Consider the following 13,861-nt stretch of genomic DNA (forward strand, 5'->3'; position numbering starts at 1 on the left):
GGCAGCGCTTATTATTGTTGAAATAACCCGTTGAGATAAAAAGATAATGACTCTGGAAAATATCAGCACCAATAAAAGCTTTGGCGGCTGGCATAAGCAATATAGCCATCACTCAGCAACGCTCAACTGTGACATGCGTTTCGCCGTTTACCTGCCGCCACAAATTGCCGACGGCACCAAGGTGCCTGTTCTTTACTGGCTGTCCGGACTGACCTGCACAGACGAAAACTTCATGCAAAAAGCCGGAGCACAGCGCATTGCAGCCGAGCTGGGTATTGCGATAGTTGCACCGGATACCAGCCCACGCGGTGAAGATGTTGCCGACGATCCACAAGGCAGTTACGACTTCGGCAAGGGAGCCGGCTTCTACGTAAATGCCACCCAGGAACCATGGAACCGCCACTACCAGATGTATGACTACGTGGTAAATGAACTGCCGACGCTGATCGAAAGCCATTTTCCGGTTACTGAGCAACGAGCTATCAGCGGTCACTCTATGGGCGGACATGGCGCACTAATGATTGCCCTTCGTAATCCGGAACGTTACCGCTCGGTATCAGCATTCAGCCCAATCAGTCATCCGAGAACCTGCCCTTGGGGCAAAAAAGCATTCACCGGTTATCTGGGCTCTGACCTTGAAACCTGGAAGCAATATGACAGCTGTGAGCTAATGAAGCAGGCAACGGGCAAACTGCCAGCTCTTGTTGATCAGGGGACAGAAGATGAGTTCCTGACCGAGCAACTTAAACCTGAATTGCTTGAAGCCGCAGCGAAGAAAAATAACTACCCGCTCGAACTGCGCATGCAAGAAGGCTACGACCACAGCTATTACTTTATTACCAGCTTTATCGAAGATCACCTACGCTTTCATGCTGGCTACCTGAAGTAAAACCCGTTAAATAAGCCAAAAAAATAAAATCAGCCTTCATAAAAAAGCCCCGCAATGCGGGGCTTCAGTCTGAAAACAATTATCAGGCAAAATTACATGCTGTATGAATACGGCGCCTGAATACCCAGAGGAATACCGAACGCCCAGTAAGCCAGCAGGAACAGCGTCCAGCCAATCAGCATCGCAATCGAGTAAGGCATCATCAGCGACGCCAGTGTGCCGATACCTGAACTCTTCACATAACGCTGGGTGTAAACAACCACCAGAGGGAAGAACACCATCAGTGGGGAAATGATGTTAGAGACAGAATCACCAACACGGTAAGCCGCCTGAGTCAGCTCAGGAGAGATACCGACAGCCATCAGCATTGGCACTAGGATTGGACCAATCAGGGCCCACTTCGCCGACGCCGAGCCAACCAGCAGGTTAACAAAAGCTGTCAGCAGGATCATACCAACAATAGTGATCTGACCCGGCAGGTTCATCGCTTTCAGCAAGTCCGCACCAGACAGCGCCAACAGCGTACCTAGGTTAGACTGGCTGAATGCTGCCAGGAACTGCGCACAGAAAAAGGCCATTACGATATAGCCGCCCATGGTTCCCATGGTTGCCGACATCGCTTTAATAATGTCATCACTGGATTTGAAAGTACCGGCAACACGTCCGTAAACCACACCCGGAATAATAAACAGGATGAAGATCAGCGGCACGATTGACTGCATCAACGGCGCAGAGAATGCGGTAATTTGACCATCAGGAGAGCGCAGTGGTGATGTTTCCGGATAGACCGCCGCAACCAGAGCGACAATACCCAATACCATAGCCCAACCAGCGCGGTTAAAAGCTTTCGATTCAATTTCGCTGAATGAACCCAAATCCGGTGCTTCTTCAGCATCATCATCAATCGGAGTATTACGCAAGCGCGGCTCGATAACCTTCTCAGTCACATACCAGCCAATTGCAACAACAATAATGGAAGACAAACCGGTGAACATCAGGTTCGAAAGTGGGTTTACAACATACTCAGGATCCAGAATTTGTGCCGCCGACTGAGTGAAACCGGCCAATAGCGGATCAATACCGGAAGGAATGAAGTTAGCCGAGAAACCACCGGATACACCGGCAAAAGCTGCCGCAATACCGGCCAAAGGATGACGACCTGCTGCATGAAAGATAATACCACCCAGCGGGATAACCAATACGTAACCTGCGTCAGCTGCGGTGTGAGATACGATCGCAACCAGGATAAGCATAGGTGTCAGCAGCTTAGCCGGGGTGAAGTTCAGCATCTTCTTCAGTCCAGTGTTAATGAAACCGGATGCTTCAGCAACACCGACACCCAGCATCGCTACCAGAACGATACCCAGAGGTGCAAAACCAGTAAAGGTTTTCACCATCCCGGCCAGGAAGCCAGCCAGTGACTGGCCAGTAAGAAGGTTATTGATTTCGATAGCCTGCCCCGTAACAGGGTGGATCAGTCCGAATTCGAACTGAGAAAGTAGTGCAGACAGGCCCCAGACGATAACCAGTCCCCAGAAAAAGAGAAGTGCCGGATCGGGGATCTTATTACCGGCTCGTTCGATGAAGTTTAAAAACTTATCCATTGCCCCCGACGAGGCAACAGGTGCTTTATTCACTGCTTGATTGCTCATGGGTACTCCATGCTCGTTGATGTTGTTAATTTGCGGCGGTGTGTTTAATGATTCTTTCGCCAGTCAATCCATATTTCCCGCAAGGGATTACAGAAGATTGTAATAAACCACTCAGTAAAAAGCGTATATCAAACCACTTATTAACAAAAAAGCACCACGATATATTGTAAGAAGATATTAATAAGAAACAAAAGATCAACAAAGCAAGATCATTTACGCAACATAAGTGCAAGCGCGGTGAATGTAAGCAGCCTACTGATAAATAAGAGTAATAGTGATAACAAAAAAGGCACCCGAAGGTGCCTTTTTCATAATCATGACCAAAAGTCAGTTATCTAATGGGATATTATTCCCACTCGATAGTTGCCGGCGGCTTACCAGATACGTCGTAAACCACGCGGGAAATACCATCAACTTCGTTAATGATACGGTTAGAAACCTTACCCAGGAAGTCGTATGGCAGGTGTGCCCAGTGTGCAGTCATAAAGTCAATTGTTTCAACAGCACGCAGAGAAACAACCCAGTCATATTTACGGCCGTCACCCATTACGCCAACAGAGCGTACTGGCAGGAACACAGTAAATGCCTGAGAAACTTTGTTGTACAGATCAGCGTTGTGCAGCTCTTCAATGAAGATTGCGTCTGCACGGCGCAGCAGATCACAGTACTCTTTCTTCACTTCGCCCAGTACACGTACACCCAGACCTGGCCCTGGGAACGGGTGGCGGTAAAGCATGTTATAAGGCAGGCCAAGTTCAAGACCAATCTTACGTACTTCATCTTTGAACAGCTCTTTCAGCGGCTCAACCAGGCCCATTTCCATATCTTCAGGCAGGCCACCTACGTTGTGGTGAGACTTGATAACGTGTGCTTTACCGGTTTTAGAAGCCGCAGATTCAATTACATCCGGGTAAATTGTACCCTGTGCCAGCCATTTCGCATTCTTTAGTTTCTTCGATTCTTCATCGAAAACATCAACGAATACGTGACCGATGATCTTACGCTTGGCTTCAGGATCCGCTTCACCTTCCAGCGCAGACAGGAAGCGCTGCTCTGCATTCACGTGAACGATGTTCAAGCCGAAGTGATCACCGAACATTTCCATAACCTGCTCACCTTCGTTCAGGCGCAACAGACCGTTATCAACGAATACACAGGTCAGTTTGTCACCGATAGCACGGTGGATCAGCATAGCAACAACCGATGAGTCCACACCACCAGACAGGCCAAGGATAACTTCGTCATCACCTACTTGCTCTTTGATTCGCTCAACAGCATCTTCGATGATATTTGCAGACGTCCATAGCTTCTCACAGCCACAGATATTCAGAACGAAGTTTTCGATGATACGCATACCCTGGCGAGTGTGCGTTACTTCCGGGTGGAACTGAACACCGTAGAAGTGCTTATCTTCGTTTGCCATCGCTGCATACGGACAAGTCTCCGTTTCTGCAACTTTGACGAAATCAGACGGGATCTCAACCACTTTATCACCGTGGCTCATCCATACGTCCAGCAATGCAGTGCCGTCTTCAGACACAGCATCTTCAATGTTCTTAAAGAAATCAGTTGGCTCAACCACTTTCACCTGAGCGTAGCCAAATTCACGTTCAGTCGAACCTGCTACCTTACCGCCCAGCTGCTCAGCCATAGTCTGCATGCCGTAGCAAACACCAAATACAGGAACACCAGCTTCAAACACATATTGTGGAGCACGAGGTGAACCTTCTTCCGTTACGCTCTCCGGACCACCAGAAAGAATAATACCGTTTGGATTGAAATCGCGGATGTCAGCTTCATCCACATCCCAACTCCACAGCTCACAGTAAACACCAATTTCACGAATACGGCGTGCGATTAACTGCGTGTACTGAGATCCAAAGTCCAGGATCAGGATACGTTGGTCATGAATATTTGTGGTCGTGGTCATTATCGAGCGGTCTCAAACTTATTGAAATGAGGGGGCTAAAATCGCCCCCGATCTTATACAGTTTTTTTATTTAGGCAAACGTTTTCGCCCATCACTTATCCGGCTGGTGAAAATTAGCCCAGACGGTAGTTAGGTGCTTCTTTAGTGATGGTTACGTCGTGGACATGCGACTCTTTCATACCTGCACCGGAGATACGAACGAATTCTGCTTTAGTACGCATATCTTCAATTGTCGCCGAGCCAGTCAGACCCATGCTTGAACGCAGGCCGCCCATTTGCTGGTGAACGATTTCTTTCATGTGGCCTTTATAAGCAACACGGCCTTCGATACCTTCAGGTACCAGCTTGTCAGCAGCGTTATCAGACTGGAAGTAACGGTCAGAAGAACCTTTTGACATCGCGCCCAGTGAACCCATACCACGGTATGACTTGTAAGCACGGCCTTGGTAAAGTTCAACTTCACCCGGTGCTTCTTCAGTACCTGCGAACATAGAACCAACCATTACACATGATGCACCGGCTGCAATCGCTTTACACATGTCGCCAGAGAAACGGATACCACCGTCTGCAATAACAGGAATACCGTACTGGTCAGCCACTGATGCCGCTTCAGCGATAGCGGTAACCTGAGGTACACCAACACCGGTTACGATACGAGTAGTACAGATAGAACCAGGACCGATACCCACTTTAACTGCACTTACACCAGCTTCAATCAGTGCACGGGCACCTTCAGCTGTCGCTACGTTACCACCAACGATTTGCAGATCAGGGTATGCTTCACGAGTTTCGCGGATGCGCTGCAGCACACCTTCGGAGTGGCCGTGTGAAGAGTCAATCAACAGAACGTCTACGCCCGCTTCAACCAGCGCCTTAACACGCTCTTCGTTACCGGCACCGGCACCAACTGCAGCACCTACACGCAGACGACCGAACTCGTCTTTACATGCATTAGGTTTACGTTCTGCTTTCTGGAAATCTTTAGCAGTGATCATGCCGCGTAGCTGGAATTCATCATTAACAAGCAACACCTTTTCTACACGGTGTTTTTGCATGATAGCTTCAACTTCTTCACGTGATGCACCTTCTTTCGCTGAAGCCAGCTTGTCTTTCGGTGTCATCACTTCTTCTACTTTCAGGGAAAGGTCAGTAACAAAGCGAACATCACGGCCGGTAATAATACCTACCAACTCGTTGTTGTCAGAAACAACCGGATAGCCGGCAAAACCATTTTCGGCAGTCAGGCGTTTCACATCTTCAATTGTGTTGTATGGCTTAACCGTAACAGGTTCAGAAACCACACCGGCTTCGAACTTCTTAACCATACGAACTTCGTTAGCCTGCTTCTCAATCGACATATTCTTGTGAATAAAGCCAATACCGCCTTCCTGAGCAAGGGCGATAGCCAGGCGACCTTCTGTGACGGTATCCATAGACGCTGAAAGCATAGGAATGTTCAGCGAAATTTCTTTCGTCAAACGGGTGCGCAGATCGGCAGTGTTAGGCAGTACAGTTGAGTGGGCTGGAACCAGCAGGACATCATCGAAAGTCAAAGCTTCTTGTTTGATTCGTAACATTGCAATATCTCACACCAAGTAGAGGTTTTTAAAGAAGGATAAAATATTGCGGACGAATTATACGTATAGTGCAATCGTTTGGCTAGTAATTTTTTAAATTTTTTTATTGACATTTTTTTGTTGATCTGTAATATATTTCGGTTAAGTTTCCGGTGCTGCGGTCTTTCAATTACGGTCAAGATCTGTCCATAGATCTGCCTGGTGATTTTTCGTTACATTTCCGTGCACTACTTAACCTCTCTACAGCAGGTGTCCAGCCTCGTGACCATGTTTGCCCAACAAACTCAATCTAACGATCGCATCTATACAGTTTCCAGTCTTAATGCTCAGGTTCGTCTCATCCTTGAAAACGAAATGGGTGTCGTCTGGCTGGTCGGTGAACTGTCTAACCTGTCGATGCCGGTATCCGGCCACTGGTATTTCACCCTGAAAGATTCCCGAGCCCAGGTTAAGTGCGCCATGTTCCGTGGTAATAACCGCCGGGTCACCTTCAAACCAAGTAACGGCACTCAGGTTCTGGTCAAAGCTCGCCTGTCGCTATATGAGCCGCGCGGTGACTATCAGTTAATCATTGAGAGCATGCAGCCGGAAGGTGACGGTCGTCTCCAGCAGCAGTTTGAACAACTGAAAATGTCGCTGGCAGCCGAAGGGCTGTTTGCCCAGTCGCTGAAAAAACCTTTGCCGGATCAACCTAAACGTGTCGGTATTGTTACCTCAAAAACCGGAGCTGCGCTGCACGATATCCTGAATGTACTTCAACGCCGAGATCCCGGCCTGCCTGTCGTTATCTATCCGACTACGGTGCAGGGAGAAGGCGCTGCGATCTCGATTGCTCAGGCTATCGGTCGGGCTAATTCCCGACAAGAGTGTGATGTTCTGATTGTCGGTCGTGGCGGTGGTTCGCTGGAAGATTTATGGGCATTCAATGAAGAGATTGTGGCGCGTACCATTGCCGCCAGCCAGATCCCGATTGTCAGTGCTGTTGGCCACGAAGTAGATGTTACTATTGCCGATTTTGTTGCTGATGTCCGGGCACCGACACCGTCTGCGGCGGCAGAGCTGATCAGCCGCGATATGACTCATCAGACCCAGAAAATCAACCAAAAGACTCAGCAGCTTCGCCATGCAATCCGTCATTATATTTCCGGACAGCAGGCAAGAATCGTCAACCTCCAGCACAGATTGGATCGCCAGCATCCGCAAGTTCGACTGAACCAGCAACAGCAACTGCTGGATGAGCTTTCAAGCCGTATGGAGCGGGCGATGCGTCAGCTGATCAGTGGCCACCAGCAACACATCAGCCATGCCGAATACAAGCTGGCTTTGCACTCCCCTGCACACATGCTTAAACAGCAGAGTAACCGTTTAGAACAGACCAGGCACCGCTTATTAGATGCCATGGATCGCCGCCTGCTAAATGCAAACCATAAGTTAGCAATGGCAGCAGAAAAGCTGGAAACCGTCAGCCCGCTGGCGACCTTGGGGCGCGGTTACTCCATCACCCGCGACGCCAAAGGCAAGGTGATCCGCAAAACCGAACAGGTACAGGCAGGCGATACCCTGCATACCACAGTTGCTGACGGAGAGATTCGTTCTGTTGTCCAAAAGTAAGCTCAGAATAAGCTTCCGAAACAGGAGCAAAACATTCTTGTAGACATAAAAAAACGCCGCATCTAAATGCGGCGTTTTTTATGGTCCTTTTTTGTCTTTACTACGCTAAAAAATTAACAACTATCATGCGACTTCATCCACCAGCATACAGGCATCAATCAAACGGCGGGTATATGCTTGCTGTGGGGCTTCGAAAATCTGCTCTGCGGTGCCCCGCTCCACCACTTCCCCTTTTTGCATCACGATAACTTCATCTGAAATAGCCCGGATAACCGAGAGATCATGGCTGATAAAGAGGTAGGCAATATTGTGCCGCTGTTGAATATCTTTCAGAAGCTCAAGCACAGTCTGCTGCACTGAACGGTCGAGCGCAGATGTCGGCTCATCCAGCAAAATAAACTTAGGCTCTAAAATCAGCGCCCTTGCAATAGCAATCCGCTGGCGCTGACCGCCGGAAAATTCATGGGGATAGCGATTGATACAGCCCGGATCCAAGCGTACCTCTTCCAGCGCCTTACGGGCACGCTGCATTCTTTCCTGCTTAGTCAGCTCAGAAAAAACCGTCAGCGGCTCTGTGATGATTTCACCGATGGTCATTCTCGGTGACAAAGAACCGTACGGATCCTGAAAAACCATCTGCATATTGCGTTTCAGGTCATAACGCTGCCGGGCAGTCATCGTATAAAAGCTCTGATCTTCAAACTTGATATTGCCACTTAAAGGCAACAACTGCATCAACGCCCTGCCCAGCGTTGATTTCCCAGAACCTGACTCTCCGACAATACCAACTGTCTGACCCGGACGAATGGCCAAACTAATTCCTTTCACGGCCTCCAGATATTCTGTTTCCATACCCAGCCAGTTGGTTTTCAGTACATACTTGACGTGAATATCTTCGGCCTCAAGCACATAGGGAGATGTACTTTCCAGACTCTTGTCATGCCGCTTTGGCTCAGCATCAAGCAACATTTTGGTATAGCTGTGGCTAGGATAAGTAAAAATATCTTCAACACTGCCAGTCTCAACAATCTCCCCGAGCCGCATAACAGCCACATCATCAGCAAAATGCCGAACTACTCCGAGATCATGGGTGATAAACAAAATCGCCATCCCCATTTCGTCCTGAATAGCTTTCAGCAAGTCCAGCACTTCGGCCTGTACCGTCACATCCAGTGCGGTTGTCGGCTCATCAGCAATCAAAATATCCGGTTTGTTCGCCAATGCCATTGCAATCATGATCCGCTGCAGCTGACCGCCGGAAAACTCATGAGGATAATGACGAAGCCGTTTTTCCGGCTCGGGTAGCTTAACCTTGTGAAACAGTGCCAGCGTTTCTTCCATTGCCGCTTTGCGAGTTACCTTTCGGTGGCACACTACGGCTTCGGCAACCTGCTCCCCAACCGGAATGTAAGGGTTGAGGGATGTCATCGGCTCCTGAAAGATCATCGCAATCCTGTCCCCCCGAACACTTCGGAGTGCTTTCTCCGACATGTTGAGCAACTGCTGTTGCCCGAACCGAACTGAGCTTGCCGGCTCCACTATCGCATTCGGGGGCAGCAATCCCATGATACTGCTCGATGATACCGACTTACCTGAGCCGGACTCTCCAACCAAAGCCAGAGTCTTGCCCTTCTCTAAATGAAACGAAATCCCTTTTACTGCCTGAACGGTTTCATCTTCCATCCGGAAAGATACGGAGAGGTTATCTACTTGCAACAGTGGTGATTTTGATGTCATGCCAATATCCCTATTAGTAATCGCACAGCGTTAATGATAATTATTATCAAAATAACGTGATTACTTTTGATTTACCACTTTTAAGTATAAAAGCAGGGGTAGAGGCCAGAGGGGGAACACAACAGAAAAGAAAACGAGAATAGAGGGCAGAAGAGAGACTCGACAATTAAAAGCGGAAAGCAGGGCTTTCCGCAAAACAATTCAAAAACAGTTACTTCACTGCTTCAAAAGTAATTTTAACCCGAGATTTTGACTTCAGCTCATTACAGCTATTGCAAAAATAGCTCGCCGCACCACAAGCTTGCAGCTTTTCCAGTTCACTATCGCACTCAGGGCAGAACGCCCGCTTCTTCACCGGGTGCTGGCAAGTCGCACAGTAATATTGACCATCTTTCCAATCCAGATCGCTTTGACAATCCGGGCAAATATTATCGCTCATGTTTATCCCTCAAAACTTATTTAATACCTATAGGGAAAAGTATAAAACCCGACACGCTTACCTATAGGCACCCGAGGAATAATCGATGATTGCAGACATTGACGCAATGAAAAAAACCGATCGTTACAAGATCCTTTGATCCGGCTCAGTTTCTAATGATTGCGACCATGATCACGGAATGAGCCATAAAATGTAACCGGTTTCTGTAACCGGTTACATTTATGCGTTAACGTATTCATGTCTTCCAAACGAATACAAGGTACGCTGCTATGACCGATGTAAAACATGCTTCCGCTTTTCCCGATAACTTCCTGTGGGGAGCGGCTTCTGCTGCCTATCAGGTTGAAGGCGGTCACGATGCCGACGGCAAAGGCCCATCCATCTGGGATATCTTCTCCCATCAGCCGGGCACCACTCACGAAGGGACTAACGGTGATGTTGCAGCCGATCATTATCATCGCTACCGGGAAGATGTTGCACTGATGGCTGAAGCCGGACTACAAAGCTATCGGTTTTCCATCAGCTGGCCTCGCCTGTATCCTGAAGGCCGAGGCAAAATGAACCCTGCCGGGCTGAAGTTCTACAGTGACCTGATTGACGAGCTAATCAAACATGGTATCAAGCCAATGATCACGCTGTACCACTGGGATTTGCCACAAGCGCTACAGGATATTGGCGGCTGGGAATCTCGCGAAACGGTCGATGCTTTCGAGCAATATGCCCGCCTGTGTTTTGAAGCGTTTGGCGATCGCGTTGAGCTGTGGTCAACCTTCAATGAAACGTTAATTTTCATCGGAATGGGCTATTTTACCGGCGCTCACCCACCGGGCCTGACCGATCCAAAGCGTGGTATTCAGGCCTGTCACCATGTATTTATCGCCCATGCCAAGGCTGTGAAAGCTTTTCGTGAATATAAAGACAGCGGGCTGATTAACAAAACAAGCCAGATCGGTTTTGTTAATGTGATGCAGCCCCACGACCCGATTTCCGACAAGCCGGAAGATATTGCTGCCTGTAAAATGGCCGACGATTTGCTGACCCACTGGCTGTATGATCCTGTGCTGAAAGGCGAATATCCGGCGCAAATTCTCGAAATCGCCCAACGAACCTGGGGAGTTCCTGAATTTGCTAACGGTGATGAAGCTTTGCTGAAAAGCAACATCTGCGACTTCATTGGAGTGAACTACTATAAACGTGAATGGATAGCGGCAAACCCGGATGTCGACAACACCAAAATCAACACCACCGGCAAAAAAGGCTCAGGAAAAGAATTCGGATTCAAAGGCTTGTTTAAGTTTGTTCGCAACCCTGAATCAACCTATAGCGACTGGGACTGGGAGATCTACCCGCAGGGATTGTGCGTCGGTATGCAGCGACTCAAAGATCGCTACGGCAATATTCCGTTTTATATCACTGAAAACGGCCTTGGTGCCAAAGACCCGATCATTGAAGGTGAAGTGCTTGATGACCCACGCATCAAATACCTTTCCGACCATATTGCTGCGGCTGAATCGGCCATAAAACAAGGCATTGATGTGCGCGGTTACTACCCTTGGTCTTTCATCGACTTGCTCAGCTGGCTCAATGGCTACCAGAAACAATACGGCTTTGTGTATGTCGACCGGGAAAATAACCTTGCCCGTAAACGCAAGAAATCATTCTTCTGGTATCAGAATGTTATCAATTCAAATGGCACAAAACGCTGATCATTTTAGTTGATCATCAACGGGATCATGCCCGACAATGCTCGGGCATTTTTATCAGCAGCGGAAAAACCATTCATGGCAACCATCAACGACGTTTGCAAACTGGCAGGTGTATCCAAGGCAACAGTTTCACGGGTATTGAACAATACCGGCCAGGTCAAACCGGCAACTGCCGAAGCCGTTTACCAGGCAATGAAAACGCTGGGCTACAAACCCAATAGCCTGGCAAGGGCACTGGCAACCAATAAAACCAATACGCTGGGTCTGGTCGTTTCCGCATTTGAAGGTGCCTATTTCAGCAGCCTGATGCGCCAAGCATCGGAAACCACCGCCAAATCAGGCAAACAACTATTGATCATGGATGGTGGACACAGCCAGGAATCAGAATGTCAGGCAATCAACAGTCTGGTTGAGCAAAGGGTTGATGCCATTATTCTCTATACCCGCAAGATGCCACCAGAGCAATTAAAGCAGATGATGCAAACCCTTTCGGTCCCTCTCGTGGTTATTAACCAAATGGTGGAAGGTTTTGAGCCACAATGCATTTGCTTTGACCAATATAAAGCCGCCTGCGAAGCCACCGAATTTTTGATTAACAGCGGACACCGTAAGATTGCCTGTATTACCGGCCCGGAAGATTCGGTCAACTCCCGCCTGCGCCTGAAAGGATTTCATGACACACTGGATAAACACCAACTTACCGCCACCGGGTTCTATCATGGCAACTATTTCACCCAAAGCGGTTATCTGGGTTGTCAGGCATTGCTAGATAAACAAAAACCTTTCACTGCGCTGTTCACGGCCAATGATAATATGGCGATGGGGGCCATCCGTGCCCTACACGAACATGGACGGCAAGTGCCCGGTGATATTTCGGTTATGGGTTTTGATAATGATCCGGCCGGTGAATTTCTCATTCCGAGCCTGACAACAGTCACCCTGCCAGTTGAAGCCATGGCTCAGGCCGCCATTGAACAGGCTTTGCTTCTAGTAAAAGATGAAAAGATCAGTCCGGTCGATTTGTTTGCTGGAGACTTGATCGTTCGTGAATCCGTTGATCAACTTCAAAAGCCATTGTGATCAGCGATCAGGTACCAAAAGAACATTTATCAATACACTTCCCGAAAGCATAAGTTACATATTCTGTATTTGGATTTTAAACAGGATATTACCCTTACCTTTCCGTAAGAAAGCCAAAGATCAAGTGCAAGACAAAATAAGCAGAATGGTGTTTTCAATCGGTTCAGCCAGTCTTGATTACTGATAAAATGCCAATGGCAACAACGTATAACGGAAGAATAAGTAAAACAGCTTATTGAAATATATAAAAAAATCGCCACATCGGGCGATTTTTTATCTCTGATTGCTATCAGGCGCTGGTTTTTGTCAGCATAATGAGCTCCTGAGCACTCTCCAGCTGAAATTCCACTTCAAGCTTACCGTATTCAGTTAAAGAACAGATATGTGTACCGCCACAAGGGATCTCCACCAGATAATCCTCTTCCAGCTGGCAACGCCAGTAGCGGCTGTCAGTCAGCGCTTTACCTTCACGATGCATGGTCACTGCGGCTCCCTGCTGTCGCCAGATTTCCAGCTGCTGATTCACCCTGTCTGCCACTACATCAAGCTGAGCAAGCAGATCCGCACTGTTCAGCCCGCGCTTCCGCAACGTCTTACCCAAGCGATAAGTATCGGTGCTGCAATCTTCACTAACCCGACTTTCTGTCTGGGCGTAACTGTGAAAATCGTAATGACCCATTTCATCTTTACGTGAAGCATCTTTACGCCAGAAATCATGGTGCAAAACTTTATTCAGCGCCAGTGACGACAAATGCCCCCCACTATGGGCACGGCTCAACGCCTGTTGATATGCCTGATCAACCTTAAGTTCAACTTCAGTACCGGCAGCCAGTACCTGTTCCTGCTCAATATGGTGAACAACAACAAATACCCAGCCAGGCTCATTGCGCTTAACCGGAATATCTGCATCGACATACAGTGTCTGCGTAGCCAACTCAACCGCACCGGTATAGCAACCAGCCACCTTATAGCTGGTTCCATCAATCACAACCTCACCACGATCCGCCGGATGATCTGGCCAAATATGACTTACCGGATGAAATGGCGTCTGATTGGTTACCAACCAACTTCCGCCGGTTGAAGCAGAGACACACAGCTGGATCTCAGCGATCGCCTGCCATTGTGACTCGGTAAATAAAACATCGGTGGGGGTTACTACAGACATGCATTTTCCTTCGAATGTATTCCTAACTAAATCGCAATTATTGTATACCTGTCGGCAAACATAAAAAAACCCGGC

General features: G+C 48.3%; 10 protein-coding genes. 4 read left to right on the top strand and 6 right to left on the bottom strand.

Features of this window, described 5'->3' with window-relative positions:
* The first annotated feature begins 46 nt into the window (after positions 1 to 46).
* Entirely contained in the window at positions 47 to 889 is an 843-nt protein-coding gene (gene fghA / locus AACQ93_RS13510) for an S-formylglutathione hydrolase (protein WP_064605615.1), read from the top strand.
* A 92-nt stretch (positions 890 to 981) separates the two neighbouring features.
* Here fghA and AACQ93_RS13515 read toward each other — a convergent pair whose 3' ends face one another.
* From AACQ93_RS13515 to guaB, 3 genes are all read right to left on the bottom strand, one after another.
* The gene (locus tag AACQ93_RS13515) at positions 982 to 2,541 is read right to left on the bottom strand and encodes an AbgT family transporter (RefSeq protein ID WP_007466663.1); all 1,560 of its coding nucleotides are present in this window, start codon (positions 2,539 to 2,541) and stop codon (positions 982 to 984) included.
* A 346-nt stretch (positions 2,542 to 2,887) separates the two neighbouring features.
* Entirely contained in the window at positions 2,888 to 4,471 is a 1,584-nt protein-coding gene (gene guaA / locus AACQ93_RS13520) for a glutamine-hydrolyzing GMP synthase (RefSeq protein WP_064605617.1), read from the bottom strand.
* A gap of 113 nt (positions 4,472 to 4,584) precedes the next feature.
* On the bottom strand, positions 4,585 to 6,048 hold the full coding sequence (gene guaB / locus AACQ93_RS13525; protein WP_007466667.1) for an IMP dehydrogenase: 1,464 nt from the start codon (positions 6,046 to 6,048) through the stop codon (positions 4,585 to 4,587).
* Positions 6,049 to 6,309: 261 nt separating this feature from the next.
* On the opposite strand from guaB, the gene xseA reads away from it, so the two are divergent.
* The gene (gene xseA / locus AACQ93_RS13530) at positions 6,310 to 7,659 is read left to right on the top strand and encodes an exodeoxyribonuclease VII large subunit (protein WP_064605619.1); all 1,350 of its coding nucleotides are present in this window, start codon (positions 6,310 to 6,312) and stop codon (positions 7,657 to 7,659) included.
* 123 nt (positions 7,660 to 7,782) lie between these two features.
* Here the strand turns inward: xseA and AACQ93_RS13535 are convergent, their stop codons facing one another.
* Entirely contained in the window at positions 7,783 to 9,396 is a 1,614-nt protein-coding gene (locus AACQ93_RS13535) for an ABC transporter ATP-binding protein (protein ID WP_064605620.1), read from the bottom strand.
* Positions 9,397 to 9,607: 211 nt separating this feature from the next.
* On the bottom strand, positions 9,608 to 9,835 hold the full coding sequence (locus tag AACQ93_RS13540) for a zinc ribbon domain-containing protein (RefSeq protein WP_064605622.1): 228 nt from the start codon (positions 9,833 to 9,835) through the stop codon (positions 9,608 to 9,610).
* Positions 9,836 to 10,104: 269 nt separating this feature from the next.
* Here AACQ93_RS13540 and AACQ93_RS13545 point away from each other — a divergent pair, with 269 nt between their 5' ends.
* The gene (locus tag AACQ93_RS13545) at positions 10,105 to 11,541 is read left to right on the top strand and encodes a GH1 family beta-glucosidase (protein WP_064605624.1); all 1,437 of its coding nucleotides are present in this window, start codon (positions 10,105 to 10,107) and stop codon (positions 11,539 to 11,541) included.
* A gap of 75 nt (positions 11,542 to 11,616) precedes the next feature.
* Positions 11,617 to 12,621 (top strand): LacI family DNA-binding transcriptional regulator, encoded by a 1,005-nt coding sequence (locus AACQ93_RS13550; RefSeq protein WP_064606720.1) that lies wholly within the window; start codon positions 11,617 to 11,619, stop codon positions 12,619 to 12,621.
* 289 nt (positions 12,622 to 12,910) lie between these two features.
* On the opposite strand, the gene AACQ93_RS13555 is transcribed toward AACQ93_RS13550, so the two are convergent.
* Positions 12,911 to 13,786, bottom strand: a complete 876-nt coding sequence (locus AACQ93_RS13555; RefSeq protein ID WP_064605626.1) for a hypothetical protein — start codon at positions 13,784 to 13,786, stop codon at positions 12,911 to 12,913.
* Between the last annotated feature and the right edge of the window lie 75 nt (positions 13,787 to 13,861).

The sequence above is a fragment of the Photobacterium sp. J15 genome (assembly GCF_963870815.1).
Classification (GTDB): domain Bacteria; phylum Pseudomonadota; class Gammaproteobacteria; order Enterobacterales; family Vibrionaceae; genus Photobacterium; species Photobacterium marinum.

Bases quoted from the DNA above. Each gene is read 5' to 3' on its own strand.
- guaA (WP_064605617.1), bottom strand. From the start codon at position 4,471: ATGACCACGACCACAAATATTCATGACCAACGTATCCTGATCCTGGAC.
- AACQ93_RS13545 (WP_064605624.1), top strand. From the start codon at position 10,105: ATGACCGATGTAAAACATGCTTCCGCTTTTCCCGATAACTTCCTGTGG.
- AACQ93_RS13555 (WP_064605626.1), bottom strand. From the start codon at position 13,786: ATGTCTGTAGTAACCCCCACCGATGTTTTATTTACCGAGTCACAATGG.
- AACQ93_RS13550 (WP_064606720.1), top strand. From the start codon at position 11,617: ATGGCAACCATCAACGACGTTTGCAAACTGGCAGGTGTATCCAAGGCA.
- fghA (WP_064605615.1), top strand. From the start codon at position 47: ATGACTCTGGAAAATATCAGCACCAATAAAAGCTTTGGCGGCTGGCAT.
- AACQ93_RS13535 (WP_064605620.1), bottom strand. From the start codon at position 9,396: ATGACATCAAAATCACCACTGTTGCAAGTAGATAACCTCTCCGTATCT.
- guaB (WP_007466667.1), bottom strand. From the start codon at position 6,048: ATGTTACGAATCAAACAAGAAGCTTTGACTTTCGATGATGTCCTGCTG.
- AACQ93_RS13540 (WP_064605622.1), bottom strand. From the start codon at position 9,835: ATGAGCGATAATATTTGCCCGGATTGTCAAAGCGATCTGGATTGGAAA.
- AACQ93_RS13515 (WP_007466663.1), bottom strand. From the start codon at position 2,541: ATGAGCAATCAAGCAGTGAATAAAGCACCTGTTGCCTCGTCGGGGGCA.